This is a genomic window from Bradyrhizobium sp. WSM2793 (genome assembly GCF_000379585.1).
GTDB lineage: Bacteria > Pseudomonadota > Alphaproteobacteria > Rhizobiales > Xanthobacteraceae > Bradyrhizobium.
Genome location: NZ_KB902780.1, coordinates 110,794 through 136,386 on the forward strand (window position 1 = coordinate 110,794; position 25,593 = coordinate 136,386).

Annotated in this window: 23 protein-coding genes; 14 read left to right on the top strand and 9 right to left on the bottom strand. The window is 65.5% G+C overall.

Features of this window, described 5'->3' with window-relative positions:
• The first annotated feature begins 130 nt into the window (after positions 1 to 130).
• From A3AS_RS0115440 to uxuA, 6 genes are all read left to right on the top strand, one after another.
• Positions 131 to 943 carry a FadR/GntR family transcriptional regulator gene (locus tag A3AS_RS0115440; RefSeq protein ID WP_018318477.1) on the top strand — a complete coding sequence of 271 codons (813 nt, stop codon included), beginning with the start codon at positions 131 to 133 and terminating at the stop codon, positions 941 to 943.
• Between the two features lie 70 nt (positions 944 to 1,013).
• Entirely contained in the window at positions 1,014 to 1,991 is a 978-nt protein-coding gene (locus tag A3AS_RS0115445) for a sialic acid TRAP transporter substrate-binding protein SiaP (protein ID WP_026202026.1), read from the top strand.
• A gap of 116 nt (positions 1,992 to 2,107) precedes the next feature.
• Entirely contained in the window at positions 2,108 to 2,686 is a 579-nt protein-coding gene (locus tag A3AS_RS0115450) for a TRAP transporter small permease (RefSeq protein ID WP_018318479.1), read from the top strand.
• 4 nt (positions 2,687 to 2,690) lie between these two features.
• On the top strand, positions 2,691 to 4,097 hold the full coding sequence (locus tag A3AS_RS0115455) for a TRAP transporter large permease (RefSeq protein WP_018318480.1): 1,407 nt from the start codon (positions 2,691 to 2,693) through the stop codon (positions 4,095 to 4,097).
• Positions 4,094 to 5,143, top strand: a complete 1,050-nt coding sequence (locus A3AS_RS0115460) for an L-idonate 5-dehydrogenase (protein ID WP_018318481.1) — start codon at positions 4,094 to 4,096, stop codon at positions 5,141 to 5,143. The genes A3AS_RS0115455 and A3AS_RS0115460 overlap by 4 nt, the downstream gene beginning before the upstream one ends.
• 72 nt (positions 5,144 to 5,215) lie before the next feature.
• Complete coding sequence (gene uxuA / locus A3AS_RS0115465; RefSeq protein WP_018318482.1) at positions 5,216 to 6,406, top strand: mannonate dehydratase; 1,191 nt, start codon at positions 5,216 to 5,218, stop codon at positions 6,404 to 6,406.
• Between the two features lie 33 nt (positions 6,407 to 6,439).
• Here the strand turns inward: uxuA and A3AS_RS0115470 are convergent, their stop codons facing one another.
• A complete protein-coding gene (locus tag A3AS_RS0115470; protein WP_018318483.1) occupies positions 6,440 to 7,129 on the bottom strand; it encodes an aspartate/glutamate racemase family protein in 690 nt (229 codons plus the stop codon).
• Between the two features lie 1,142 nt (positions 7,130 to 8,271).
• Here A3AS_RS0115470 and A3AS_RS0115475 point away from each other — a divergent pair.
• Genes A3AS_RS0115475 through A3AS_RS0115490 form a run of 4 tightly spaced genes read left to right on the top strand, consistent with a single transcriptional unit; the run spans position 8,272 to position 12,774 of the window.
• Positions 8,272 to 9,933 carry a thiamine pyrophosphate-binding protein gene (locus tag A3AS_RS0115475; protein ID WP_018318484.1) on the top strand — a complete coding sequence of 554 codons (1,662 nt, stop codon included), beginning with the start codon at positions 8,272 to 8,274 and terminating at the stop codon, positions 9,931 to 9,933.
• A gap of 3 nt (positions 9,934 to 9,936) precedes the next feature.
• Positions 9,937 to 11,202 (top strand): FAD-binding oxidoreductase, encoded by a 1,266-nt coding sequence (locus A3AS_RS0115480; protein WP_018318485.1) that lies wholly within the window; start codon positions 9,937 to 9,939, stop codon positions 11,200 to 11,202.
• Positions 11,203 to 11,211: 9 nt separating this feature from the next.
• Positions 11,212 to 11,955 (top strand): aspartate/glutamate racemase family protein, encoded by a 744-nt coding sequence (locus tag A3AS_RS0115485; protein WP_018318486.1) that lies wholly within the window; start codon positions 11,212 to 11,214, stop codon positions 11,953 to 11,955.
• A 39-nt stretch (positions 11,956 to 11,994) separates the two neighbouring features.
• Positions 11,995 to 12,774 carry an SDR family NAD(P)-dependent oxidoreductase gene (locus A3AS_RS0115490; protein WP_018318487.1) on the top strand — a complete coding sequence of 260 codons (780 nt, stop codon included), beginning with the start codon at positions 11,995 to 11,997 and terminating at the stop codon, positions 12,772 to 12,774.
• A 4-nt stretch (positions 12,775 to 12,778) separates the two neighbouring features.
• Here A3AS_RS0115490 and A3AS_RS0115495 read toward each other — a convergent pair whose 3' ends face one another.
• Genes A3AS_RS0115495 through A3AS_RS0115505 form a run of 3 tightly spaced genes read right to left on the bottom strand, consistent with a single transcriptional unit; the run spans position 12,779 to position 16,546 of the window.
• The gene (locus A3AS_RS0115495) at positions 12,779 to 13,573 is read right to left on the bottom strand and encodes an IclR family transcriptional regulator (protein WP_018318488.1); all 795 of its coding nucleotides are present in this window, start codon (positions 13,571 to 13,573) and stop codon (positions 12,779 to 12,781) included.
• 17 nt (positions 13,574 to 13,590) lie between these two features.
• The gene (locus tag A3AS_RS0115500; RefSeq protein WP_018318489.1) at positions 13,591 to 15,324 is read right to left on the bottom strand and encodes an FAD-dependent oxidoreductase; all 1,734 of its coding nucleotides are present in this window, start codon (positions 15,322 to 15,324) and stop codon (positions 13,591 to 13,593) included.
• A gap of 7 nt (positions 15,325 to 15,331) precedes the next feature.
• Complete coding sequence (locus A3AS_RS0115505; RefSeq protein ID WP_018318490.1) at positions 15,332 to 16,546, bottom strand: ABC transporter substrate-binding protein; 1,215 nt, start codon at positions 16,544 to 16,546, stop codon at positions 15,332 to 15,334.
• Between the two features lie 390 nt (positions 16,547 to 16,936).
• On the opposite strand from A3AS_RS0115505, the gene A3AS_RS0115510 reads away from it, so the two are divergent.
• The 3 genes from A3AS_RS0115510 to A3AS_RS0115520 all read left to right on the top strand — a co-directional run bounded on the left by A3AS_RS0115510 (position 16,937) and on the right by A3AS_RS0115520 (position 19,671).
• Positions 16,937 to 18,238 carry an MFS transporter gene (locus A3AS_RS0115510; protein WP_018318491.1) on the top strand — a complete coding sequence of 434 codons (1,302 nt, stop codon included), beginning with the start codon at positions 16,937 to 16,939 and terminating at the stop codon, positions 18,236 to 18,238.
• 110 nt (positions 18,239 to 18,348) lie between these two features.
• A complete protein-coding gene (locus tag A3AS_RS0115515; protein ID WP_018318492.1) occupies positions 18,349 to 19,140 on the top strand; it encodes a fumarylacetoacetate hydrolase family protein in 792 nt (263 codons plus the stop codon).
• 147 nt (positions 19,141 to 19,287) lie between these two features.
• Complete coding sequence (locus A3AS_RS0115520; RefSeq protein WP_049814890.1) at positions 19,288 to 19,671, top strand: hypothetical protein; 384 nt, start codon at positions 19,288 to 19,290, stop codon at positions 19,669 to 19,671.
• A gap of 47 nt (positions 19,672 to 19,718) precedes the next feature.
• Here the strand turns inward: A3AS_RS0115520 and A3AS_RS0115525 are convergent, their stop codons facing one another.
• Positions 19,719 to 20,570 (bottom strand): CoA ester lyase, encoded by an 852-nt coding sequence (locus A3AS_RS0115525; protein ID WP_026202028.1) that lies wholly within the window; start codon positions 20,568 to 20,570, stop codon positions 19,719 to 19,721.
• On the bottom strand, positions 20,570 to 21,073 hold the full coding sequence (locus A3AS_RS0115530) for a MaoC family dehydratase (RefSeq protein ID WP_371260673.1): 504 nt from the start codon (positions 21,071 to 21,073) through the stop codon (positions 20,570 to 20,572). The genes A3AS_RS0115525 and A3AS_RS0115530 overlap by 1 nt, the downstream gene beginning before the upstream one ends.
• A 181-nt stretch (positions 21,074 to 21,254) precedes the next feature.
• On the opposite strand from A3AS_RS0115530, the gene A3AS_RS0115535 reads away from it, so the two are divergent.
• Positions 21,255 to 22,421 carry an acyl-CoA dehydrogenase family protein gene (locus A3AS_RS0115535; RefSeq protein WP_026202029.1) on the top strand — a complete coding sequence of 389 codons (1,167 nt, stop codon included), beginning with the start codon at positions 21,255 to 21,257 and terminating at the stop codon, positions 22,419 to 22,421.
• 33 nt (positions 22,422 to 22,454) lie between these two features.
• On the opposite strand, the gene A3AS_RS0115540 is transcribed toward A3AS_RS0115535, so the two are convergent.
• The 3 genes from A3AS_RS0115540 to A3AS_RS0115550 form a co-directional block, all read right to left on the bottom strand.
• Complete coding sequence (locus tag A3AS_RS0115540; protein ID WP_018318497.1) at positions 22,455 to 24,029, bottom strand: AMP-binding protein; 1,575 nt, start codon at positions 24,027 to 24,029, stop codon at positions 22,455 to 22,457.
• Positions 24,030 to 24,062: 33 nt separating this feature from the next.
• The gene (gene upp, locus A3AS_RS0115545) at positions 24,063 to 24,698 is read right to left on the bottom strand and encodes a uracil phosphoribosyltransferase (RefSeq protein ID WP_018318498.1); all 636 of its coding nucleotides are present in this window, start codon (positions 24,696 to 24,698) and stop codon (positions 24,063 to 24,065) included.
• A 69-nt stretch (positions 24,699 to 24,767) separates the two neighbouring features.
• Positions 24,768 to 25,502, bottom strand: a complete 735-nt coding sequence (locus tag A3AS_RS0115550) for a crotonase/enoyl-CoA hydratase family protein (RefSeq protein ID WP_245283203.1) — start codon at positions 25,500 to 25,502, stop codon at positions 24,768 to 24,770.
• Positions 25,503 to 25,593: the final 91 nt, after the last annotated feature.

Below are 25,593 nucleotides of genomic sequence, written 5' to 3' on the forward strand. Positions count from 1 at the left end.
TGCTTTGCCGCTGCTTGACATGGCGCCCGTATCAGGTCAATGCTCCGGTCAATTGGTAAGACCAATTTTCCAAAATTGGCGGGCCGCGGGCATTTCGGGTGCCCCGCGCGACCCTTTCGGGAGGACCAGCGTGCCGCTGGAAGCTGTGGAGGCGAGACGGCTTTATCGCCAGGTCGCCGATCAATTGCGAAGCCTGATCGACAGCGGCGAGTACGCGGTCGGCAGCCGCTTGCCGACCGAGCGCGAGCTCGCCGAGCAGCTTAGGGTGTCCCGGCCGACCGTGCGCGAAGCCTTGATTGCGCTCGAGGTCGAGGGCCGCCTGCGCATCCGCGTCGGCTCCGGCATCTATGTGATCGAGCCCGCCGCAATCGCCGCGCCCGCAGCCGCGTCCGTCATCGAGGGGCCGTTCGAGCTGCTGCGCGCCCGCGAATTCCTCGAAAGCGCCATCGCCGAACAGGCTGCGCGCGTCGCGACCAGGGACGACATCGCCCGCATCGACGCCTCGCTCATCGCGATGGAGAACGTCGAGCATCCCGGCGAAGCCTCGATGGTGCATGACCGCGCGTTTCACGTCGCGATCGCCGGAAGCCTCGGCAATGCCGTTCTGGTGCGCGTGGTCGGCGAGCTGTTCGACCAGCGCCTCAATCCCTATTTCGCGCAGCTCGCGCATTATTTCGAAAGCCCGGGCACCTGGCGCACCGCGCTCGACGAGCATCGCGCCGTGCGCGAGGCGATCGCGGCGCATGATCCGCAAGCCGCGCGCGATGCGATGCGCGCGCATCTGGCGCGGTCGCAGGAGCGCTTCGCGCAGAATTTCGGCGCCGAGAAAGCGGCGGGATCATCTTCGGGGCGGAGCCGCGCCGTGCGATCCCCGGCGAAGCCGGCGGTGCCAAAGCGACCACCGAAGAAGCAGGCCAAGAGCGGCAGCGCGCGGCGGCGATGAGATTGTACAGCCCGCATCCGTGCCGGGGCGGGCGAACAAGAAGCAGACTTGAACGATGGAGGAAAAGTCGATGTTGAAGAAAATGACGATTGCAGCAGTGATGTCCGCCGCCGCGCTATTGGCTGCCACCCAGGCCAGTGTGGCGCAGACCAAGCTCAAATGGGCCCATGTCTACGAGACCTCGGAGCCGTTCCACACCGCCTCGGTCTGGGCCGCGCAGGAGATCGGCAAGCGCACCAACGGGCGTTATGCGATCGACGTCTATCCGGCCTCGCAGCTCGGCAAGGAAGCCGACATCAACCAGGGCCTCTCGCTCGGCTCGGTCGACATCATCATCTCCGGCTCGAGCTTCGCGGCCAAGAGCTTCCCGCCGATCGGCGTGACCTATTATCCCTACACCTTCCGCGATGCCGATCATCTGCTCGCCTACACCAAGAGCGACATCTTCAAGGAGCTCGCCAAGGGCTATGAGGACAAGAGCGGCCACCACATCGTCGCGGTGACCTATTACGGCGTGCGCCAGACCTCGTCGAACAAGCCGATCAAGACCTGCGCCGACATGAAGGGCCTGAAGATGCGCGTGCCGGACGTGCCGGCCTATCTCGCGATGCCGCGCGCCTGCGGCGCCAACACTGCGCCGATCGCCTTCGCCGAGGTCTACCTCGCGCTCCAGAACGGCACCGTCGAGGCGCAGGAAAACCCGCTGACCACGATCGAGGCCAAGAAGTTCTACGAGGTGCAGAAGCACATCGTGCTGACCGGCCATATCGTCGATCACCTCAACACGGTGGTTGCGGGCGCGCTGTGGAAGAAGCTCTCCGACGAGGACAAGAAGATCTTCACCGACGTCGCCCAGGAAGCCGCCGCCAAGGCCACCGCGGAGATCAAGCAGAACGAGGCCAAGCTGGTCGCCTTCTTCAAGGAGAAGGGCCTGAGCGTGACCGAGGTCGACAAGAACGAGTTCCGCGACACCGTGCTGAAGAACGTCGCGTTCGAGACCTTCGGCTATCGCAAAGCCGACTGGGAAAAGATCCAGGCGGTCAAGTAATCGATGCCAAGTCGTTCCGGAGTGACGCGTAAGCGTCGAATCCGGAACCTCGAGATTCCGGGTTCGGCTCTTCGAGCCGCCCCGGAATGACGATCGAGAGATTTGAGGAGTAACCCATGTCCACCGCCGAAATACACCGGCAGATCACCGCGGACGAGATCGCCCATACCTTCGAGGAGGAGGCGACGCCGAAGGTCGACCTCGGCATCTACGCGTTCGAGGACTGGGTGGCGCTCGCGATCTTCTGGGTGATGGCACTCGCCGTCTTCCTCCAGTTCTTCACCCGCTACGTGCTCAACGACAGCTACGCCTGGACCGAGGAGATTGCGACCTATTGCCTGATCGGCGTCGTCTTCATCGGCGCCTCGATGTGCGTGCGGCTGTCTCGGCACATCCAGGTCGATCTCGTCTATCGCTATCTGCCGCACCTCGTGGCGCGCGCCCTGTCGACGGTGATCGACCTGATCCGGATCGCCTTCTTCGGCTACGCCATCAAGTTGGTCTGGGTCTACATCCAGATCATCGGCGACGAGCAGATGACGACGATCAATTTTCCCAAGAACTACGTCTATTACGCCGTGCTGCTCGGCTTCGTGCTGATGTTCCTGCGCTCGGTGCAGGCGGCGCTGCAACACTGGCGGCAGGGCTACTCGGTCCTCGAACGACCCGGCGCCTACGACGGATCGGAGATTTGACATCATGCTGCTGCTGCTCGGAGGCTTTCTCATCCTGATGCTGCTCGGCGTTCCCGTGGCGATCGCCATGGCCGCGTCGTCGCTGCTCTACATCCTGGTCAGCGGCGTGACGCCCGACGTCACGCTGGCGCAGCGCATGATCGCCGGCGTCGAGAGCTTTCCGCTGCTCGCGGTGCCGTTCTTCATCCTGGCCGGCAACCTCATGAACATCGCCGGCGTCACCGGCCGCATCTACAAATTCGCCGTCGCCCTGGTCGGCTGGATGCGCGGCGGCCTCGGCCACGTCAACATCATCGGCTCGGTGATCTTCTCCGGCATGTCCGGCACCGCGATCGCGGACGCCGCCGGTCTCGGCACCATCGAGATCAAGGCGATGAAGGATCACGGCTATTCCACCGAGTTCTCGGTCGGCGTCACCGCGGCCTCGGCGACGCTCGGCCCGATCATCCCGCCGTCGCTGCCCTTCGTGATCTACGGCATGATGGCCAACGTCTCGATCGGCGCGCTGTTCTTGGGCGGCGTCATCCCGGGCGTCGTGCTGACGCTGTTCATGATGGCGACGGTCACCTATTTCGCGCACAAGAACAAATGGGGCAGCGACACGCCGTTCTCCTGGCCGCAGCTCGGCTCGGCCGGCCTCGAAATCCTCATCGTGCTGTCTTTCCCGATGGCAATCTGGCTGATGGTGCTGGCCGGCCTCTCGGTCAATGTCGCCGTGGTGATCGGCCTCGGCACGTTGCTGGCAATCGACTGGTACTTCGACTTCTCGGCGGTGATGGCGCTGATGGCGCCGGTGATCCTGATCGGCGGCATGACGCTCGGCTGGTTCACGCCGACGGAGGCCGCGGTCGCGGCCGTAATCTGGTCGCTGTTCCTCGGCCTCGTCCGCTACCGCACCATGACGCTGCAGACGGTGGCGAAGGCGACGTTCGACACCATCGAGACCACGGCCTCGGTGCTGTTCATCGTCACGGCAGCCTCGATCTTCGCCTGGCTGCTGACGGTGTCGCAGGCGGCGCAGACCTTGTCGGACTGGATGCTCAGCGTCACCCACAACAAATGGGTGTTTTTGGCGCTCGCCAACGTCTTGATCCTGTTCGTCGGCTGCTTCATCGACACCACGGCGGCGATCACCATCCTGGTGCCGATCCTGCTGCCGATCGTGCTCAAGCTCGGCATCGACCCGATCCATTTCGGCCTGATCATGACGCTGAACCTGATGATCGGCCTGCTGCATCCGCCGCTCGGCATGGTGCTGTTCGTGCTCGCGCGCGTGGCCAAGCTCTCGGTCGAGCGCACCACGGTCGCGATCCTGCCCTGGCTGGTGCCGCTCATGCTCGCGCTGATCGCGATCACCTACATTCCCGAACTGACCCTCTGGCTGCCAAAATACATGGGACTCTCCAAATGACCTCCGTTGCTCTCGCCGCTACCCTGTTCGGTCCCGAAGATCTGCGCATGGTCGAGCATCCGCTCGACAAGCTGGCAGACGGCATGGTGCGCATCCGCTTCGGCGCCGGCGGCATCTGCGGTTCGGACATGCACTATTTCCGCCATGCCCGGACCGGCGATTTCGTGGTGAAGTCGCCGCTGGTGCTCGGCCACGAGATCTCGGGCGAGGTCGTGGAGATCTCCGGCGCGGCTGCGAACCTGAAGGTCGGCGACCGCGTCGCCGTCAATCCCTCGCGCTGGTGCGGCCATTGCGTCGCCTGCCGCGAGGGCCGGCCGAACCTGTGTGAGAACATCTACTTCATGGGCTCGGCCTCGAAGACGCCGCACATGCAGGGCGGCTTTGCCAATTACTTCGACGCGATCCCCGCGCAGTGCGTGAAGATTCCCGACCACGTGTCCTACCAGGCCGCGGCGCTGGCCGAGCCGCTTTCGGTCTGCCTGCACGCGGTCGCGCGTGCCGGCAATATCGAGGGCAAGCGCGGCATCATCTTTGGTGCCGGCCCGATCGGGCTTCTGACCATGCTCGCCGCCCACCGCGCCGGCATGGCCGATATCACGGTGGCCGACATCGCGCCGGCCCCGCTGGCCTTCGCGACCAAGCTCGGTGCTTCGCATGTCGAGAACGTGTCGGCCGGGGAAGAGGGCCTGAAGGCGCAGGCCGCGTCGCGTCCCTACGACGTCGCGTTCGAGGTCTCGGGAACGGCCGCGGGCCTTGCGAGCGCCATCGGCATCGTCAGGCGCGGCCGCATCGTGGTGCAGATCGGCAATCTGCCGGGCGGCCAGATTCCGACGCCGTCGAATGCGGTGATGGCGAAGGAGATCGACCTGCGCGGCTCGTTCCGCTTCGGCTTCGAATTCTCAACCGCGGTGGAACTGATCTCCAATGGCAGCGTCGACGTGCTGTCGCTGGTCACCGCCGAGCGTCCGCTGTCGACCGCGCCGGATGCGCTCAGGCTGGCGCTCGACCGCTCGCAGAGCGTCAAGGTCGTGCTGACCGCGAATTGACCCTTGTTTTGACGCGTTTTCTTCACGCGAACCGATACCCACTTCGCTCGAAAACGCTTTAGGAGATTGCGCATGATGCTCGAAGGCTGGCGCTGGTACGGGCCCGACGATCCTGTCTCGCTCGACGATGTCAGGCAGGCCGGGGCGAGCGATATCGTCTCGGCGCTCCATCAGGTGCCGATTGGCGAAGCCTGGACACGCAAGGCGGTGGAGGAGCGCAAGAACTTCATCGAGCGCGGCCAGCCCGGCCGCTCGCAGCTGACCTGGTCGGTGGTGGAATCGATTCCGATCCCAGACGACGTCAAGCGGCTCGGCGGCAAGGCGACCAAGTCGATCGAGGCCTGGATCGCGAGCCTCGAAGCCGTCGCGGCTTCCGGCATCAAGATCATCTGCTACAATTTCATGCCGGTGGTCGATTGGTGCCGCACCGATCTGGAATGGGAGCTGCCGAACGGCGCCCGCGCCATGCGCTTCGACCAGGACCGCTTTGCCGCCTTCGAGCTGCATATCCTCAAGCGCCCTGCGGCCGTGCAGGATTATTCGCCCGAGCAGCAGGCGCGTGCGAAAGCGCTGTTCGAGCAGATGAGCCAGGCCGATATTGACTATCTCGTCATGGTGATCGCCAGCGCGCTGCCCGGCTCGACCACCGAGCCGATGACCATCCCGCAATTCCGCGATCGGCTGGAGACCTATCGCGACATCACGCCAAAGATCCTGCGGCAGCATCTCGCCGAATTCCTCGGGCGCGTGACGCCGGTGGCCGAGCAACTCGGGGTGTCCTTGACCCTGCATCCGGACGACCCGCCGCGGCCGCTGTTCGGCCTGCCGCGTATTGCCTCCAGCGCTGATGACTACCAGGCGCTGTTCGACGCCGTGCCGTCCAGGGCCAACGGCATCTGCCTGTGCACCGGCTCGCTCGGCGTGCGCGCCGAAAACAATCTGCCTGAAATGGCCGAACGCTTCGGCCCGCGTATTGCGTTCGCCCATCTCCGCGCCACCAAGCGCGAGGCCGACGGGCTGTCGTTCTACGAGTCCGATCATCTCGACGGCGACGTCGACATGGTCGCGGTGCTCAAGGCGCTGCTCAAGGAGAACGCGCGACGCGCGCCGGACAAGCAGATCGTATTCCGTCCCGATCACGGCCACCGCATGCTCGACGACCTCGCCGCGACCAAGCGCACCAATCCCGGCTACACCGCAATCGGCCGCCTGCGCGGTCTCGCCGAGCTCCGCGGCGCGATCCGCGCGATCGAGCATCGGTGATAGAGGCGGGGCTCGGCGACGGCCGACATCGCATCACCCGATGGCGAAATCCGCCGCCGTCTCTGCGTGAATGGCCGTGGTGTCGAACGTCTCGACCGATGTGTCGTCAGGGCCGACCAGCATCGTGATCTCGGTGCAGCCGAGGATGATGCACTCGGCGCCGGCGGCGACCAGCGCTGCCATCACCTCCTGATAGCGGCGGCGCGAGGGGTCGGCGACGATACCGAGGCACAGCTCGTCGTAGATGATGCGGTTCACGTCGGCGCGCGCCTCAGGGTGAGGGACCAGCACGTCGAGATCATGCGCGCGCAGCCGGTCGATGTAGAAGTCCTCCTCCATCGTGAACTTGGTGCCGAGCAGCCCGACCCGCCGATAACCTTTCGCCCGGATCCGCTGCGCCGTCGCGTCGCCAAGGTGGATGAACGGAACGGTCACGCTGGAGATGATGTCGGGCGCCAGCTTGTGCATCGTGTTCGTGCACAGCACGATCGCCCGCGCGCCGGCGCCTTCAAGACGCCGGGCGACCTCCGCCAAGCTGGCCGCTGCCTCGCGCCAGCGGCCGGCGTATTGCATCTGCTTGATTTCCTCGAAATCGTAGGAATACAGCAGGAGCGGCGCCGAATGCAGCTTGCCCATGCGGTCGCGGACCCGCTCATTGATGAGCTTGTAGTAGAGTGCCGTGCTCTCCCAGCTCATGCCCCCGATCAGGCCGATGGTTTGCATTCCGGTGTCCTCGACGATTTGGTTTCGTCCGGATCGTAAACGAAGACGTCGAAGCGCGGTAGCCATCGCTTGATTGCGGCTTGATGCAGCGTCAGGCCTAATTATTTCAGCGCTCGTAGCCCGGATGGAGCGTTAGCGTAATCCGGGGCCTTCGCCCGGCATCTCACACCGTCCCGGATTACGCTGGCGCTCCATCCGGGCTACGCCATCGTCCTGTGTCGCCCTCTGTCAATTGCCGCGCACAAAATATTCCACTTTACCGAAATTCGGTTTCGGCGTATGTGTCGGTCATCCTGATCCGGCGAAAGGGGCGGTCGTACGTCGTCACGAGCCGCGGATCGGGGAGCGGTGGACGCAGGCAGCGTCGTGCACGAGAGGCGGGAGCAGGGCGGGAGAACCCCGTGAGGTCCAGGCTTCGTGCGGACGAACGGCGCTTGAAGCGTACGGCCAAATCGCGTGGTCCTGGCTGTCGTTGCTACAGCCAAGCCTTGCGGAGGTGCGCCGAGCCCGACCGGGCGAAGCGCGCCGCCAATCCGCGGGGTGACGGAGGCAAGCAGGAACTCGTCTCCGGGGAGAGCGCGCCATAGGCCGTCAAACATCGCGCAGGGAAGGCCGGATGATCGGCTGCCCTGTGTCTCCCTCGTGCATTGCGTGTGCAATGTCTTCGCACGGGGGTCTTGCGGGTGCCAGCCGGCACCCGGCCTTCCCTGCGCCCTTTTTCTTCGGAGAGGGCGTGAAGCGGACAGCAAAACTCGGGCGGAAGCGCCGCGAGAAGGTGGAGGCATGTCTGCGAGTCACAACCGATATCGTAGGGTGGGCAAAGCGCAGCGTGCCCACGCTCTTGTTGCTTATGGAGGGAGATCGTGGGCACGGTGCAAGTGCGCCTTTACCCACCCTACGGCACTGGATTGCTTCGTCGCACCAGCGCAAAATTGCTACGCAATTCTGTCGCGGGCTCCTCGCAATGACGTGCCAACCGCAATCCCTGCACCAAGCCCGACGAACAGGCGTCGTGCAAACGGCACCGACGGGCATGACGTCTGCGCAGGCTGCGAGAAGCCTTTCGATCTTGCGCGCCCTCTCGGCCTGTCCTACGCAGTCTCCGAATAATAGCGCATCGCCAGAGCCTTGAGGGAGCCGTCATGACCATCCGCAACACCCGCACCGGGGGCCAGATCCTGATCGACCAGCTGGTCGCGCAAGGGGTCGAGCGCGTCACCTGTGTGCCGGGCGAGAGCTATCTCGCCGCGCTCGATGCGCTGCATGACAGCCCGATCGACGTCATGATCTGCCGTGCCGAAGGCGGCGCGGCGATGATGGCGGAGGCCTATGGCAAGCTCACGGGCCGGCCCGGCATCTGCTTCGTCACGCGCGGCCCCGGCGCCACCAATGCCAGCCACGGCGTCCACATTGCGATGCAGGATTCGACGCCGATGATCCTGTTCGTCGGCCAGGTCGACACCGGCATGCGCGAGCGCGAGGCGTTCCAGGAGCTGGACTACAAGGCGGTGTTCGGCACCATGGCGAAATGGGCTGTCGAGATCGATCGTCCCGATCGCATTCCGGAGCTGGTGGCGCGCGCCTTCCGCGTCGCCATGCAGGGCCGCCCCGGTCCCGTCGTCATCTCGCTTCCCGAGAACATGCTGACCGAGACCGCCGCCGTTGCCGATGCCATGCGCATCGAGCCTGCCGTGAGCTGGCCCGCGCCAGCGGATATCGAGAAGCTCGGCGCGATGCTCGCGAGCGCCAAGGCGCCGCTCGTCATCCTCGGCGGCTCGCGCTGGACGGATGAGGCGACCAAGAGCATCGCCCGCTTTGCCGAGCGCTTCGACCTGCCGGTCGCGACCTCGTTCCGCCGGGCCTCGCTGATCGATGCCGACCATTCGCATTATGCCGGCGATCTCGGCATCGGGCCGAGCCCGGGCCTGAAGGCGCGCATCGACAACGCCGATGTCGTGCTCCTCGTCGGCGGCCGCATGTCGGAGATGCCGTCCTCGTCCTACACGCTGCTCGATATTCCGACCCCGCAGCAGAAGCTGATCCATGTGCATCCCGGCTCCGAAGAGCTCGGCCGGGTCTATCAGCCGGCGCTCGCGATCCAGGCGACGCCCGCCGCGTTCGCCGCCGCGGTCGAGACGCTCAAGCCATCAGGCGCGGTGGCCTGGAAGGGCGAGGCCGCCAAGGCGCACGCCGATTATATCGCCTGGACCGAGAAGGCCCGCGAGCTGCCGGGCACGTTCCAGTACGGCCAGGTCATGACCTGGCTGCGCGACCGGCTGCCGAAGGACGCCATCGTCTGCAACGGCGCCGGCAATTATGCCGGCTGGATCCACCGCCATCACCGCTTCCACAGCTTTGCCGCGCAGCTGGCGCCGACCTCGGGCTCGATGGGCTACGGCGTCCCGGCGGCAGTTCTCGCCAAGCGGCAATATCCGGGTCGCACTGTCGTCGCCTTCGCCGGCGACGGATGCTTTCTGATGAACGGTCAGGAATTCGCGACCGCCGTGCAGTATGACGCGCCGCTGGTCGTGATCGTCGTCGACAATTCGCAATACGGCACCATCCGCATGCATCAGGAACGTGACTATCCCGGCCGCGTCGTCGGCACCCAGCTCAAGAACCCTGATTTCGCGATGTACGCGAAGGCATTCGGCGGCCATGGCGAGCGCGTTGAGCGCACCGAAGAGTTCGCGCCGGCGTTCGAGCGTGCGCTGGCCTCCGGCAAGCCGTCGATCCTCCACTGCATCATCGACCCGCGCGCGATCTCAGTCGGCAAGGACTTTGCGCCCGCGGTGAAGGCGTAAGCGATGACGACCGGTCGCCACGTTGCGATCGTCGGAGCCGGCGCGGTCGGTGTCATCAGCGCCATCGAGGCCTTGCGCGAGGGCCATCGCGTCACGCTGATCGATCCGGGCGAGCCCGGCGGCGAACAGGCGGCGAGCTATGGCAATGCCGGCTGGCTGTCGTCGCATTCGGTGATCCCGCCGGCGGAGCCGGGCATCTGGAAGAACGTGCCGGGCTATCTAATGGACCCGCTCGGGCCGCTCGCGATCCGCTGGTCGTATTTGCCGAAGGCGCTGCCCTGGCTGATCAAATATCTGCTCTCGGGCTGGACCGAGGCGCGGGTCGAGACAACGGCCTTTGCGCTGCGCGACCTGTTGAAGGACGCGCCGCTGCTGCACCGGAAGCTGGCGGAGGAGGCCGGCGTGCCCGAGCTGATCGAGCGCAATGGCGTGATGCATGTGTTTCCGTCGCGCGGCAATTTCGACAATGATCTCGGCTGGCGCCTGCGCAAGAAGGTCGGCGTCGAATGGCTGGAGCTCAACGCCGACGAGATGCGCCAGCGCGAGCCCGATCTGCATCCGCGCTACACCTTTGGCGTGGTGGTGGAGGAGGCCGGGCGCTGCCGCGATCCCGGTGCTTATGTCGCGGCGCTTGCCAACCACGCGCTGGCGAGCGGCGCCAAGCATGTGCGCGCCAAGGCGACTGGCTTGAGGCTGAACGGCGACAAGCTGGTCGCTGTCCTCACCGAGACCGGCGAGATCGCCTGCGATGCTGCCGTCGTTGCGGCCGGCGCCCGATCAAAACAGCTCACCGCATCGGTCGGCGATCCCTTGCCGCTCGAGACCGAGCGCGGCTACCATGTCATGATAGAGAACCCGGAGTCAGGTCCGCGCAGCTCGATGATGGCATCCGACGCCAAGATGGTGGTGAACTGGACCGACAAGGGCCTGCGCGCCGCCGGCACGGTCGAGATCGCCGGCCTTCAGGCCGCGCCGAACTGGAAGCGCGCCGAAATCCTGCGCAACCACCTTGTCAGCATGTTTCCAAAACTGCCGAAAGACATTCCGGCCTCGCGCATCAAAACCTGGTTCGGCCATCGGCCGAGCATGCCGGATGGACGTCCCTGCATCGGCTATGCGCGCGCCTCGCGTGACATCGTCTATGCCTTCGGCCACGGCCACGTCGGGCTGGTCGGCTCGGCCCGTACCGGACGGCTCGTCGCGCAGTTGCTCAGCGGCAAGCCGCCCGAGATTCCGCTGGCGCCGTTTGCGCCCGAACGTTTCCTCTGAGGTCGCAGCATGACCCATTCAACCAATTCGTTCTCCCGCATCGCCCGTGGCGGCAAGGCCATCTATGGCGCGCCGCTCGGCATCTTGATGCTGGAAGCGCGCTTTCCCCGCATTCCCGGCGACATGGGCAACGGCACGACCTGGCCATTCCCCGTGCTCTATCGCGTGGTGAGCGGGGCTTCGCCGGAGAAGGTGGTGCTGAAGGGCGCGGCCGGCCTGCTGCCCGACTTCATCGATGCCGCCAAGGATCTGGTGCGGCTCGGCGCTGAAGCCATCACCACCAATTGCGGCTTCCTCTCGCTGTTCCAGAAGGAGATCGCGGCCGCGGTCGGCGTTCCCGTTGCGACCTCGTCGCTGATGCAGGTGCCGTGGGTGCAGGCGACTTTGCCGCCGGGCAAGCGCGTCGGCCTCGTCACGGTGTCGGGCTCGACCTTGACGCCGGCTCATCTCGAGGGCGCCGGCGTGCCGCTCGACACGCCGCTGGTCGGCACCGAGAACGGCAAGGAATTCTTCCGCGTCCTGATCAAGGCCGAGAAGGACGATATGGACATCGCGCAGGCCGAGCGCGACGTGGTCGAGGCCGGCAAGGAGCTTTTCGCCAAAAATCCCGATGTCGGCGCGATCGTGCTCGAATGCACCAACATGCCGCCTTATGCGGCAGCGTTGCAGGCCGAGGTCGGGTTGCCGGTCTACGACATCTATTCCATGATCACCTGGTTTCACGCCGGACTGCGCCCGCGCGTCTTTGCGTGAACGCGTCCGTGAGATCGTCACAAGTCCTGGAGCGAGCCCATGAAGTTATCCGGCAAGGTCGCCGCCATCACCGGCGCCGCACGCGGCATCGGCAAGGCCTGCGCGAAGAGATTTTTGGATGACGGCGTCAAGGTCGTGATCTCGGACGTCGATGCCGAGGGCCTCGCCGCGACGGCGGCCGAGCTCGGACGTCCGGAGGCCTTGCGCACCGTCGTTGGCAATGTCGCCAGGCGCGCCGACGTCGACCAGCTCGTCGCCACCGCCGTGAAGGAATTCGGCCGGCTCGACATCATGGTCAACAATGCCGGCGTCGCCCGCAACCGGGACATCCTGGAGATATCCGAGGAGGAATTCGACGAGATCATCGGCATCAATTTGAAGGGCGCGTTCTTCGGCGTCCAGGCGGCGGCGAAGCAAATGATCGCGCAAGGCGGCGGCGGGGTCATCATCAACATGTCCTCGGTGAACGCGCTGCTGGCGATCCCGGCGCTGGCGACCTACGCTATGTCCAAGGGCGGCATGAAGCAGCTGACCTCGGTCGCCGCCGTCGCGCTCGCCCCGCACAACATCCGCGTCGTCGCGGTCGGACCGGGCACGATTTTGACCGACATGGTGGCGTCGTCGATCTACACCTCGGAGGACGCGCGCAAAACCGTGATGTCACGCACGCCGGCCGGCCGCGGCGGCGAGCCGAGCGAGGTGGCGTCCGTCGTCGCGTTCCTGGCGAGCGACGATGCGTCCTACATTACCGGGCAGACGATCTATCCGGATGGGGGGCGATTGATCCTGAACTACACGGTGCCGGTGAAGGAGAAGTAGGCCCTCACTCCGCCGCAACCGTCATCCCGTAGCCGAGCCGCTTCGAGATGCCGCCGGCACAATCCCGCAACGCATGCGCGATCGGGCTGTCCCAGCGCGCATCGAACGTGCCTTCGGGTCCCATCGCCGTGATGACCAGCGCGACATGGCCGGAATGATCGAACACGGGGGCCGAGAAGGCGTTGACGCCGGGCAGGGGATCGCCGAGCGCGCGGGCGAGGCCGTGCTTGCGGACCTCCGTCAGCATCTCGGCGACCTTGGCGCCCTTCACGGTGCGCTTCGGATTGTAACCGACGCCGTGACGATCGAGCCCGCTCTCCAGCGCGGCGTTGATGGTCTTCTCCGGCAGGAACGCCGCAAAGGCGCGGCCCGTGGCCGTCTCCAGCAGCGCCATCACCGAGCCCGCGCGCATCACGATGTGGACCGGCTGGGCCGGCTCTTCGAGCTGGACGACGGTCGGGCCGTACGTGCCCCAGACTGCCAGTGAGACCGCATGTCCGATCTGACTCGCGAGCGCGGCGATCTTCGGCCTTGCGATGCGCACGCCGGAGAGGCGGCGCAGGCTGATCAGGCCGAGCTCCAGCGCCAGCGCGCCGATCTCGTAGCGGCCGGTGGTCTCGTCCTGCTCGATCAGCCCGATGCGGGAGAAGCTGGCGAGATAAGGATGCGCCTTGGCCGGCGACATGCCGGCCTCGCGCGCGAGATCGCGCAGCATCATCGGCTCGCCGCACCTTGCGAGCGCGCGGAGCAGCTCTCCGCCGACTTCGATGGACTGGATGCCGCGGCTTTCCCTCTTCATGCGCCTCCTGGCGTGGCTTACGCCGCGTCGCGCTTGGCGGCGCTGTCGGCGAGATGACGGCCGGCAATGTAGCCGAAGGTCAGCGCCGGCCCAAGCGTGATGCCGGCCCCGGGGTAATTGCCGCCCATGATGCTCGCCATGTCGTTGCCGGCGGCATAGAGCCCGGGAATGACCCGGCCCTCGGCATCGAGCGCCCGGGCGTTCGCGTCGGTGACGATGCCGGCATAGGTGCCGAGGTCGCCGATCACCATCTTGATGGCGTAGAAAGGCCCCTTCTCGACCGGCGCGACGCAGGGGTTGGGACCGTGCATCGCGTCGCCCTGGTAGCGGTTATAGGCCTTCGAGCCCTTGCCGAACGCGGCGTCATGGCCTTGCGGCGCGGTGGCATTGAGCTGCTTGACGGTCTCGGCGAATGCCTTGGCATCGATGCCGGCCTTCGCCGCCAGCGCCTCCAACGTGTCGCCGCGCATGAGATAGCCGGTATTCAAGTGATGACCCAGCGGCATCGGGAACGGCGGCACGCAGCCGAGGCCGTATTTGCGCAGCGTTGGATGATCGCAGACCAGGAAGGCGGCGATCTCCTCGCCGGGCTTGGCGGCCTTGATCATGGCCTGGACGAAGTCGTGATAGGAATTGCCCTCATTGGCAAAGCGCTTGCCGTCGCGCATCACCGCGATCACGCCGGGCTTGGCGCGGTCGATGAAGTGCGGCATCACGCCCTTGGAACCGTCCTTGCGCGTGGTCAGCGACACCGGCACCCAGGCCGCCGCGTTCGGCAGCCGGTCCTCGATATGTCCACCGGCGCGCTCCGCAAGACGCAGTCCGTCGCCGGTGTTGCCGGTCGGCCCCGGCGAGAAATGCTCGTTGCCGGTCGGGGCGTGCGGAAACATCTTCTTGCGCCGCTCCACATCATGCGGGAAGCCGCCGCAGGCCAGCACCACGCCTTGCCTTGCGCGGACGCGCACCTCGCGCCCCTCGCGCGACACGATCGCGCCCGTCACGGCGCCGTTCTCGACCGTCAGCTCGCGCACGGGCGAGGACAGCCACATCGGAATGTTCAGATCCTGGGCGGATTTCGCCAGCCGCCCTGCGAGCGCATTGCCGTTGGTCAGCGTCATGCCGCGGCCGTAGCGCAGCACGTCCATCAGGTGACGCGACAAGCGCTTGGCGACGTAGACCGCGGAAGTCAGCGACTTGGTCACGCGCATGAAGTGGATGATCTCCTTGCCGCTTCCCAGCATCATGCCGAACACGGTGAGCTCGGGCAGCGGCATGCCCAGCGACTTGATGAGGTCGCCGAGCTCGCGGCCGTCGAACGGGCGCGTCACCATGGAGCGACCGCCTTGTGCGCCGCCGGGTGCTTCGGCGTGGTAGTCGGGAAACACCAGCGGCATGTCGAAGCGCAGCGCGGTCTTGGTGGTGAAGAAATCGACGGCCTCGGGACCGGCCGAGAGAAATGCATCGACGCGTGCCGCGTCGTAATTGTTGCCGGCCTCGTGCCGCAAATAGGTGCGGGCCTGCTCCGGCGTCTCGGCGATGCCGTAGGCCTTTGCCAGCGACGTGCCGGGAATCCAGAGCCAGCCGCCGGAGCGGGCGGTGGTGCCGCCAAAGCGCGGCTCCTTCTCGACGATCAGCACGTCGAGGCCGCGATGGCGCGCGGTGATCGCGGCCGACATGCCGGAGCAGCCTGATCCGGCCACGAGCACATCGCACTCGTAAGTCTCAATTGCGCCATGCTCGCTGCCGGTCATCTGGGCCTCACTTCTTCAGGAGCGGACATTTGGACTCGGAGACCGGGCGGAAGGCGTCCTCGCCCTTCACGGTCTTGACGATGTCCAGGTAATCCCACGGCTCCTTCGACTGCTCGGGCTTCTTCACCTTGGCGAGATACATGTCGCGGATGACGCGGCCGTCCTCGCGCAACTTGCCGCCATGGACGAATGTATCCTCGATCGGCAGCTCGCGCATCTTGGCCATCACCTTGGCGGAATCGTCGGTGCCCGCCGCCTTGATGGCCTTCAGATAATGCAGCACCGAGCCGTAGACGCCGGTCTGGATCATGGTCGGCATCACCTTGGTGCGCTCGTAGAACTTCTTCGACCAGGCGCGCGTTGCCTCGTCCATGGCCCAGTACGAGGCCGTGGTCATGTAGGTGCCCTGCGCGGCCTTGAGGCCGATCGCGTGCACGTCGGTGTCGAACATCAGGAGGCCGACGAGCTTCTGGCCACCCTGGACGAGGCCGAACTCGCCGGACTGCTTGATCGCGTTGTCGGTGTCCTGGCCGGCATTGGCGAAGGCGACGACGTCGGATTTCGAGCTTTGCGCCTGGAGCGCGAAGGAGGAGAAGTCCGCGGTGTTGGTCGGATGCTTGACGCCGCCCAGGACCTTTCCGCCCATCTCGTTGACGAAGCGCGTGGCGTCCTTCTCGAGCTGCTGGCCGAAGGCGTAGTCCGCGGTGATGAAGTACCAGGACTTACCACCCTCCTTGATCACGGCGGAGGCCGTCACCTTCGACAGCGCGTAGGTATCGTAGGTGAAGTGCACGGTGTTCGGGCTGCACAGCTCGTCGGTCAGCGAGCTTGCGCCGGGGCCGGAGAGCAGCGCGACCTTGCCCCGCTCGCGCACCATGTTGTGGACGGCGATCGCGATGCCGGAATTGGGGATGTCGACGACGGCGTCGACCTTGCCGTTGTCGAACCAGCCGCGCACGATCTGCACGCCGACGTCGGTCTTCATCTGGTGATCGGCGCTGATGATCTCGATCGGCTTGCCGAGCACGGTCGGCCCGAATTCCTCCACCGCCATCTTCGCGGCCTCGACCGAGCCCGGCCCTGAGTTGTCGCGGCCCCAGCTCGACAGATCCGTCAGCACGCCGATCCGCACCGCGTCGTCGGAGACTTGCGCGGTGGCGACTGTGGTCATGGCTGCCGAAGTCATGGCCGCGAGCATGGCGCAGGCCAGAAGCCCTCTCATCGTTGTTTCCTCTCTCTTATTGGCCGCATGGCGCGGCTGGCTGTTCTTGAGATAAATTAGATATATGCAAATAAGTTTGTCAATGATGAATTCGACGTCGAGATGAGTTCCTCTCGGCGGGGCGGACGACAGGGGGCACCGCTGCTTCAGCGCCCGTGATTGCGAGCGCAGCGACTTGTCCGCCGAAGCCTTGGCGAAGGCGGAAGCAATCCAGACTCTCTCCCGGAGGCAGCCTGGATTGCTTCGTCGCAATAGCTCCTCGCAATGACGGATGTTGCGAAAGCTGCGAACAAAATCCCGCGTTGTTATCCTGTGAGAGCCATCACCCCTGCAGGTTGCAACACTCGGCACGATTGGCCATGATGCTCGCGGGAATCTCTGGGGCAGGGCATGACGGCAGCAACGGGAGTCTCCGCGGCGGCGGAGAAATCGACGACGGCGCATGTGGTGTGGGCGAGCGCGCTCGGCACCGCCATCGAATGGTACGACTTCCTGATCTACGGCACGGCGGCGGCGCTGGTCTTCAACAAGCTGTTCTTCCCGAGCTTCGATCCCTTCGTCGGCACGCTGGCGGCGTTCTCGACCTATGCGGTCGGTTTCGTGGCGCGGCCCATCGGCGGCGCCATCATCGGCCACTACGGCGACCGGCTCGGCCGCAAGACCATGCTGGTCGCGACCATGATCGCGATGGGGCTCGGCACCTTCCTGATCGGCTGCCTGCCGACCTACAGCCAGATCGGCGTGTGGGCGCCGATCCTGCTCATCGTGCTGCGCTTCGTCCAAGGCATCGGCCTGGGCGGCGAATGGAGCGGCGCGGTCGTCATGGTGATCGAGCATGCCGGCAATCGCCGCGGCTTCTATGGCAGCCTGGTGCAGATCGGCTTTCCCGTCGGCGTTGCCGCATCGACCGGCATTTTCGGCCTGATGACCAAGCTGCCCGAAGCCGATTTCCTGAGCTGGGGCTGGCGCGTGCCGTTCCTGATCAGCATCCTGCTCGTCGGTGTCGGCTTCATCGTGCGGCTCAAGCTCGCGGAGACGCCGCACTTCAAGGAGGTGGTCGAGCGCAAGGAGGTGCTGGCGCAGCCGGTGCTGGAAGTGCTCCGCCGCGACTGGCGCAGCTTTCTGGTGGCGATCGGCATCACGGTGTCGGAGGTCGGGCTTGCTTATCTCCTCACCGTCTTCACCGTGGTCTATGCCACGACGAAGCTCGGGCTGCCGCGCCAGGTGATCCTGGATGCCGTGGTCTATGCCGCCCTCGTCGAGTTCGCGACGCTGCCGCTCGCCGGCTGGCTGTCCGACATCTTCGGCCGCAAGGCTCTATACCTTGCCGGCGGCGTGTTCTCGGTGGCGCTGGCGTTTCCGTTGTTCTGGTTCCTCGATACGAAGGAGCCGGCGCTGATCACGCTGGCGCTCGTCGTCACGATGACGCTGACCCATGCACTGCTGTTCGGGCCGAAGGCCGCGTTCATGCCGGAGTTGTTCCGCACCCAGGTGCGCTACAGCGGAGCCTCGCTGGGGGCCAATGTCGCGGCGGCGCTGAGCGGCGGCTTCTCGCCGCTGATTGCGACTGCGCTGCTGGCGTGGGCCGGCTCGTACTGGGCCGTGTCCGTCTACATCATCGCCCTCTCGATCATCACGATCGTCGCGACGCTGATGGCGCCGGAGACGGCGCGGAGTTCGCTGAAATCCTGATGTCGATCGTCTCGCGACTCAAGATGCAGCAGCCGGGCCATTGGCCTGCGGACCGTTTGGTTCTAAGAACGCCCCTGAGGAAACGAGTCCCCAAGCCAGGGAACAGAACCATGACGAAGACGTCTCGACGTGACTTGCTCACTGCCGCAGCCGCGATGACCGCGGCGGGGATAGCCGAAGCGGCGCCGGCCGCAGCGCAGGCCGGACCGAAGCCGGTCTTTCCGGTGCCGATGGTGACGATCCCGATCGTCGGCGAGAGCCAGGTGTTTCAGGTCCGCCGCATCTACTGCATCGGGCGCAATTACGCCGCGCACGCGATCGAGCGCGGTTCGGATCCGAACCGCGAGCCGCCGTTCTTCTTCCAGAAGCCGACCGACGCGATCCAGAACGTCGCGGTCGGCGAGGTCGCCGATCATCCCTATCCGTCACTGACCAAGAACTATCATCACGAGGTCGAGCTTGTCGCCGCCCTGAAATCAGGCGGCACCAATATCCCGGTCGATAAGGCGCTCGACCACGTCTATGGCTACGCGCTCGGCCTCGACATGACCCGGCGCGACCTCCAGAACGGCATGGCCTCGGAGAAGAAGCCCTGGGAGATCGGCAAGAGTTTCGACCACGCCGCAGTGATCGGCCCGATTCATCCGGCCAGCAAGACCGGCCATTTCGAGAAGGGCGCCATCTCGCTGGCGATCAACGGCACGGTGAAGCAGAACTCGGATCTCAGCAAGATGATCTGGAACGTGGCCGAGCAGATCGCAAAGCTGTCGGAAGCCTTCGAATTGAAAGCCGGCGATATCATCTATTCCGGCACGCCGGAGAATGTCGGTCCCGTCGTGAAGGGCGACGTGCTGCTGTGCAAGCTCGAGGGCTTACCTGATATGTCGATCAAGATCGTGTAGCTCCACGCCGCCGTCGCAACCGCCGGTTGGCGGCGGCAGCCCTGCGCCAGGGGAGTTCCACCCGACGATTGCCATTTGTTGGCCGGCAAGCGAACCTCCTGTGGCCATATTTGGGAACGAGTGATTTCCCGCGAGGGAGGCGCTCCGATGACCAAGGCTCTGATCACTGCTGTCGCAATGCTGGCGTGTGTGCCCGTGAGCGCGGTTGCGCAGGAGCGCGCCGGCGATGCAGCACTCGGTGCCGTCTCCGGCGCGGTCGTGCTGGGGCCAGTCGGTGCGGTTGCCGGAGCCTTGATCGGCTACACTGCCGGACCTTCGATCGCCCGTTCCTGGGGTATGAGAGGTTCGCACTCGGCAGGACATCGGCCGCCGCCGCGCCGCGCGGCCGCGACCAGGAGCCCGACGCGCACCCGCGAGGCGATGGCAGCCAACGGTCAGATGCGAGCTGCTGGCAATCCGGCTCCGCCGGTTCAGGCCGCTCCCGCCGCTCCGGCGCAAGCCTCGGCGCCGCCGGTTCAGGGGTTCGACTAAGGCCGCAGCTTCAAGCCGACGTCTTCGGCCGCAGCCCCCGGCCTGCCCTAGGGCTGGCCGAGGATCTTCTTGGCGGCGCGAAGGTGCGGCTTGTCGATCATCTGGCCGTCGAGCCGCAGCGTGCCGGAATTGGGATTGCTGGCAAACGCCGCGATCACTTTCTCCGCCCAGGTGCGTTCGGCTTCGGTCGGCGCGAAGGCGGCGTTGACGACGTCGACATGCTTGGGATGGATCAGCGCCTTGGCGGAAAACCCGTCGCGGCGCGCCGCGCGTGTTTCGGCTTCCAGGCCCGCGAGGTTATCGATGTCGGTATAGACGGTATCGATCGGCGCGACCTCGGCCGCGGCCGCCGCCATCAGGCAGAGATCGCGCGCGAGACGATAGGGGCTGTGGAACACGCCGCCGGACGCCTTTTCGGTGGCTCCGAGCGAAGCCGAGAGATCTTCCGCGCCCCACATCAGGCCGGCGAGGCGAGGGGAGCAGCCCTTGTAGCTGCCGAGGCCAAAGATCGAACCTGCGGTTTCGGTCGCCACGCAAACGATGCGGGTTGAGCCAACCTCCGTGCCGGCCGCGGCTTCCAAGGCTTCGAGCCAGGTTGCGACCTGCCTTACGTCATCACCGCCCTGCGATTTCGGCAGCACGATGCCGTCGGGCTTGCCCGGCATCACCGCGGCGAGATCGGCGAGCGTCATGCCGGTGTCGAGCGCGTTGACGCGAACATAGAGCTGGTGCGGGCCGGGGCGGCCCTTCAGCATCGTCAGCGTCAACCCGCGCGCCTCCGCCTTCTTCTCGGTGACGACGGAATCCTCGAGGTCGATGATCAGCGCGTCGGCCTTGCCTTCGCTCGCCTTCTCGAATTTGCGCGGGGAATCGCCCGGCACGAACAGCATCGAACGCATCAGACCGGCCTCTTGTGCATCATCGCCATGCGGCGGCATTTGCCGACGATCTCGTCGTTCTGGTTCAAGGCATGGTGCTCGAACTCGACGATGCCGGCCTTGGGCCGCGATTTGGATTCCCGCACCGAGAGCACCTTTGTCGTAGCCCGCAACGTGTCGCCATGGAAGACCGGTTTTGGAAAGGTCACGTCGGTCATGCCGAGATTGGCAACGGTGGTCCCCATGGTCGTATCATAGACCGTCATGCCGATCATGATGCCGAGGGTGTAAAGGCTGTTGAAAATGCGCTGGCCGAACTCGGTCTTTTCGGCGAAATGCGCGTCGATATGCAGCGGCTGCGGATTGAGGGTCAGCAGGCTGAACATGGTGTTGTCCATCTCCGTGACGGTCCGGGTCAGCGGATGCCTGAACTCCTGGCCTACGGAAAAGTCTTCGAAATAAAGTCCGGCCATCGCGGTTTCCTCCCTGCGAAATAACGGCGCGCCCATAGCTTCACGTCGCATGACCCTATGCATGGTAGACACAGTTGATAGACAAATTCACGTATCTGTACGCGGTTTTTCGAGCTAAGAACCCGGGCAAGGGCACGTCAGGGCGCGACGCAAGCGGCCACGGCCTTTGAGCGGGGAACGCGAAGAGACGGGAGATGGCGCGGTCGCGGCTCCCAAGACGGAGATCAAGATCATGGATTTCGCGCTCACCGATCAGCAGGAAGCCATTCGGGATGCCATCGCCAAGATCTGCGAAGGCTTTCCGGATGCCTACTGGCTGAAGAAGGACCACGACGGCGGCTTCCCGCACGATTTTCATAAAGCACTCGCCGACGCCGGCTGGCTCGGCATCTGCGTGCCGGAGGAATATGGCGGCTCGGGGCTCGGCATCACCGAAGCTGCGATCATGATGCGCACCATCGCCGAATCCGGCGCCGGGATGTCCGGCGCATCCGCCGTGCACATCAACGTGTTCGGACTCAATCCCGTCGTCGTGTTCGGCACCGAGGAGCAGCGCAAGCGCATGCTGCCGCCGATGGTCGAGGGTCGCGAGAAGGCGTGCTTTGCCGTCACCGAGCCCAACACCGGCCTCAACACCACGCAGCTGAAGACCCGCGCGGTCGCCAAGAACGACCGCTACATCGTCAACGGCCAGAAGGTGTGGATCTCAACCGCGCAGGTCGCGCACAAGATCCTGCTGCTGGCCCGCACCACGCCGCTCGAAGAGGTGCGCTCGCCGACCCACGGCCTCAGCCTGTTCTACACCGATTTCGACCGCAACAAGATCAAGGTCCACGAGATCGAGAAGATGGGCCGCAAGATCGTCGATTCCAACGAGCTGTTCTTCGAAGATTTCGAGATCCCGATGGAGGACCGCGTCGGCGAGGAAGGCAAAGGCTTCCAGTACATCCTCGAAGGCATGAACCCCGAGCGCATCCTGATCGCGGCGGAGGCGGTCGGCCTCGGCAAGCTGGCGCTGGCGCGGGCCACGGAATATGCCAAGACGCGCGTAGTGTTCAACCGTCCGATCGGCAAGAACCAGGGCATTCAGCATCCGCTCGCGGTGAACTGGGTCGAGCTCGAGGCGGCCTGGCTGATGGTGATGTCGGCGGCGTGGCAATACGACAAGGGAATGCCGTGCGGCGCTGCGGCCAATGCCGCAAAATACCTTGCGGGCGAAGCGGGCTTCTCGGCCTGCGAGCAGGCCGTTATGACCCACGGCGGCTTCGGCTACGCCAAGGAATTCCACGTCGAGCGCTACTTGCGAGAAGTGCTGATCCCGCGCATCGCGCCGGTCAGCCCGCAGCTCGCGCTCAGCTTCATCGCGGAGAAGGTGCTGGGGCTCGCGAAGTCGTACTGAACGAGCCTTGTGACGCAAACCAAATGGGCTCGCCTATTCGGCGGCGATCCGCTCCATCGCCATGGCGCGAAGCCTGGCGCGCTGGATCTTCACGCCGTTGGCGCTGTCGGTGACCGGGAAGGCCTCCACCACATAGATCCGGGCCGGGACCTTGTAGCCGGCGAGCCGTTCGCGCAGGCGCGCGACCAGCGTCTCCTGCATTGGCGGCTCCTTCGCCGGGATCACGAAGGCGACGCAGCGCGCCTGACCCTTGAGATCGACTGCAACCACCTGGGCGTCGGCAACGCCGTTGCATGATTTGAGCTCGTCCTCGATCTCGCCGGGCGCGACGAGGAAGCCGCCGAGCCGCATGGCATCGCCCGCGCGGGTCTCGTAGACGAAGGAGCCGTCGCCCCGCAGCCGGCCGATGTCGCCGGTGCGGAAGAACCCGTCCGCGGTGAGCGCATCGCGCGTCGCATCCGGATTGTTGAAATAGCCGAGGAAACTTGACGGCGCGTTGATCTCGATCTCGCCGGAAATGCCGCTAGCCGCAAGCTCGCCGGTCTCGGTGTCGCGCACGCGCACCTTTGCGTCAGACGACATCGGCCAGCCGCCGCCCTCGATGCGGTCGGCGAAGGCATCGACGGGGCGGGCGATCGAGAATAGGGCCTGAACCTCGCTCGACCCGTAGAGGCCGAACAGCGGCAGGCCGCGCGCCTCGGCCTCCGCGGCAAGCTCGCGCCAGCCAGGCTGGAACGCGGCGAAGCCGCAGACTTCCAGATGCGGAAATGGCCGGGGTGCATCGGTGAGGGCGAGGATGCGCCGGAACATCTCGTCCGATCCGAACGAGTGCGTGATCCTGTGCTCGCCGAGGATCTTCAGCGCCTGCGCCGCCTCGAAGGCATCGAGCACGTGGACGGTCGCACCCGCCGCGACAAAGCCGAGCAGGCTCGTCATGCCAAAGGTGCCACAGAACGGCAGCATGGCCAGCAGCGAATGACGCTGCGGATCGAGCCGAAGCGCCTTGGCCACGGAGATGGCATGGCCCGCCAGCGTCCGCTGCGAATGCGCCACGAGCTTCGGCCCCTTGGTGGTGCCTGACGTGGTGTAGAGCAGGACCGGCTGATCCACGTCGTCCTGCGCGGGTGGCGCCGGCGGATAGCGTCTGTCGAAAGCATCGAACCGCACGCAGGGCCAGTGCGCCGGGATCGCATCCGCACCGATCACCGCGAGCCGTTGCAGCGCCGGCACCTCGTCCTTGGCGATGTCGGCGAGGATCGCGGCAAAATCCACCGAGCGGAATGCGGCCTCGACCACCATCAGCCTGGCACCGGATAGCTTGAGCAGATGCGCGACCTCCGCGCTCCGGTAGCGTGTATTGACGGCCGCGACGATCGCGCCACATCTTGCGGCGGCGAACAGCAGCGCGACCCATTCGATCCGGTTGACCAGCCAGACTGCGACCACGTCGCCCTTGCCGATGCCTTGTGCCGCAAGCCAGGCCGCGGTCTGCTCGATCCTTTCGGAGAACTCAGCGCGCGAGACCCGCGTGCCGTCGCATACGAAGGCGGGATCGGCGGCGGCCTCGGTCCGGATCAGCGATTGCAGCGAAGACGCGTTGGCACTCATGGCAAGGGGAGTAACCCGATCGCGCCAACCTGTCTACTTGGTGCCGAACATCCGGTCGCCGGCATCGCCCAGGCCCGGCACGATGTAGCCGTGGTCGTTGAGCCGCTCGTCTATCGCGGCGGTCCAGATCGGCACGTCCGGGTGTTCGCTCTGGAACTGGGCGATGCCCTCGGGCGCGGCCAGAAGGCACACGAAGCGGATGTCGCGGGCGCCGCGGGCCTTGAGCAGAGAGGCACCGGCGCAGGCCGAGTTGCCGGTCGCCAGCATCGGATCCATCAGGATCACGGCGCGGTCGGACAGGTCCTGCGGCGCCTTGAAGTAATATTCCACGGCCTGCAACGTCTCGGGGTCGCGGTAGAGCCCGATATGGGCGATGCGCGCCGAGGGCATCAGCGCCAGCATGCCGTCGAGGAAGCCGACGCCGGCGCGCAGGATCGGCGCCAGCGTGAGCTTCTTGCCGGCAATCTTGGGCGCCTGCATCGGTGCGATCGGTGTTTCAATATCGACCAGCTCCAGCGGCAAATCACGCGTCACCTCGTAGCCGAGCAGCATCCCGATCTCGTTCAGGATCTCGCGAAAGCTCTTGGTCGAGCGATCCTTCTCCCGCATCAGCGAGAGCTTGTGCTGGACCAGGGGGTGGGCGACGACGTTGACGGTGCTGGTGCTCATGAAACCGCTCTACACGTTTCCCTGGAATTGCGCCAGATCGGCCGGGTCTTTTCCGTCGGACAGGCGGCGTCAACCGGGCATCGCCACCGCGCTGCGCGCCCGGCTGCTCGCCTCATAGGCAGCCATGGTCAGTTCACGGTCGATCGCCATCCGCATCGCATCCATCGCGGGCTGACGCAGGCGCTGCTTCGCGGTCGCATGCGACGGCTCGTGGATCGCGCGCAACGCCGTGACGGCCTCCTCAAGGGCTTTGTCGACGGCTTCGGGCGCAACCACCCGATCGAGGAAGCCGGCGGTCAACGCCTCCTCGGGCTCGTACATCTCGCCGAGCGTGACGGTGCGGCTGAGCCAGGCCGGATGCAGGCGGCTGCGCGCGAGCTCGATGGCAAAGCTCGGCGGCGCGATGCCGATCGCGACCTCGTTCAATCCCATGCGATGCGGTCCGCGCGCGCCCAGCCTGACGTCGCAGGCGAGCAGCAGGAACGTCCCCATCGGAAAGGCGTGACCTTCCATCACGCCGACGATCGGATGCGGAAACGACATCAGCCGCAGCGCAAGCTCGGCGCCGGCGCGGACCATCTCGAGGCTCTTGGCGGCATCGCCCGAGGCGAACACCTTGAGATCGAAGCCGGCCGAGAAGATGCCGGGCCTTGCCGAGCGCAGCACCACGATCTCGGCTTCCTTTTCGGCCCGGTCGAAGGCTGCGCCGATCTCGCCCAGCATCGTGGTCGACATCACATTGACCTTGCCGTCGTCGAGCCCGATCCGCGCGACGCCGTCGCTCACCTCAAGACTCACTCCCATTGGCATTTGCCTCTCCTGTCATGAACCAGGCTTGACTGTCGGAGGCTGATGTAGACCAATCAATATAATTTCGTGCGAGGGGGGAGAGCGC

Coding starts and splice junctions, on each gene's coding strand:
- A3AS_RS0115450 (WP_018318479.1), top strand. CDS start 2,108: ATGTCCACCGCCGAAATACACCGGCAGATCACCGCGGACGAGATCGCC.
- A3AS_RS0115540 (WP_018318497.1), bottom strand. CDS start 24,029: ATGAGTGCCAACGCGTCTTCGCTGCAATCGCTGATCCGGACCGAGGCC.
- A3AS_RS0115530 (WP_371260673.1), bottom strand. CDS start 21,073: ATGCGACGTGAAGCTATGGGCGCGCCGTTATTTCGCAGGGAGGAAACC.
- uxuA (WP_018318482.1), top strand. CDS start 5,216: ATGATGCTCGAAGGCTGGCGCTGGTACGGGCCCGACGATCCTGTCTCG.
- upp (WP_018318498.1), bottom strand. CDS start 24,698: ATGAGCACCAGCACCGTCAACGTCGTCGCCCACCCCCTGGTCCAGCAC.
- A3AS_RS0115495 (WP_018318488.1), bottom strand. CDS start 13,573: ATGAAGAGGGAAAGCCGCGGCATCCAGTCCATCGAAGTCGGCGGAGAG.
- A3AS_RS0115510 (WP_018318491.1), top strand. CDS start 16,937: ATGACGGCAGCAACGGGAGTCTCCGCGGCGGCGGAGAAATCGACGACG.
- A3AS_RS0115515 (WP_018318492.1), top strand. CDS start 18,349: ATGACGAAGACGTCTCGACGTGACTTGCTCACTGCCGCAGCCGCGATG.
- A3AS_RS0115475 (WP_018318484.1), top strand. CDS start 8,272: ATGACCATCCGCAACACCCGCACCGGGGGCCAGATCCTGATCGACCAG.
- A3AS_RS0115460 (WP_018318481.1), top strand. CDS start 4,094: ATGACCTCCGTTGCTCTCGCCGCTACCCTGTTCGGTCCCGAAGATCTG.
- A3AS_RS0115485 (WP_018318486.1), top strand. CDS start 11,212: ATGACCCATTCAACCAATTCGTTCTCCCGCATCGCCCGTGGCGGCAAG.
- A3AS_RS0115470 (WP_018318483.1), bottom strand. CDS start 7,129: ATGCAAACCATCGGCCTGATCGGGGGCATGAGCTGGGAGAGCACGGCA.
- A3AS_RS0115490 (WP_018318487.1), top strand. CDS start 11,995: ATGAAGTTATCCGGCAAGGTCGCCGCCATCACCGGCGCCGCACGCGGC.
- A3AS_RS0115505 (WP_018318490.1), bottom strand. CDS start 16,546: ATGAGAGGGCTTCTGGCCTGCGCCATGCTCGCGGCCATGACTTCGGCA.
- A3AS_RS0115535 (WP_026202029.1), top strand. CDS start 21,255: ATGGATTTCGCGCTCACCGATCAGCAGGAAGCCATTCGGGATGCCATC.
- A3AS_RS0115550 (WP_245283203.1), bottom strand. CDS start 25,502: ATGGGAGTGAGTCTTGAGGTGAGCGACGGCGTCGCGCGGATCGGGCTC.
- A3AS_RS0115480 (WP_018318485.1), top strand. CDS start 9,937: ATGACGACCGGTCGCCACGTTGCGATCGTCGGAGCCGGCGCGGTCGGT.
- A3AS_RS0115500 (WP_018318489.1), bottom strand. CDS start 15,324: ATGACCGGCAGCGAGCATGGCGCAATTGAGACTTACGAGTGCGATGTG.
- A3AS_RS0115445 (WP_026202026.1), top strand. CDS start 1,014: ATGTTGAAGAAAATGACGATTGCAGCAGTGATGTCCGCCGCCGCGCTA.
- A3AS_RS0115520 (WP_049814890.1), top strand. CDS start 19,288: ATGACCAAGGCTCTGATCACTGCTGTCGCAATGCTGGCGTGTGTGCCC.
- A3AS_RS0115525 (WP_026202028.1), bottom strand. CDS start 20,570: ATGCGTTCGATGCTGTTCGTGCCGGGCGATTCCCCGCGCAAATTCGAG.
- A3AS_RS0115455 (WP_018318480.1), top strand. CDS start 2,691: ATGCTGCTGCTGCTCGGAGGCTTTCTCATCCTGATGCTGCTCGGCGTT.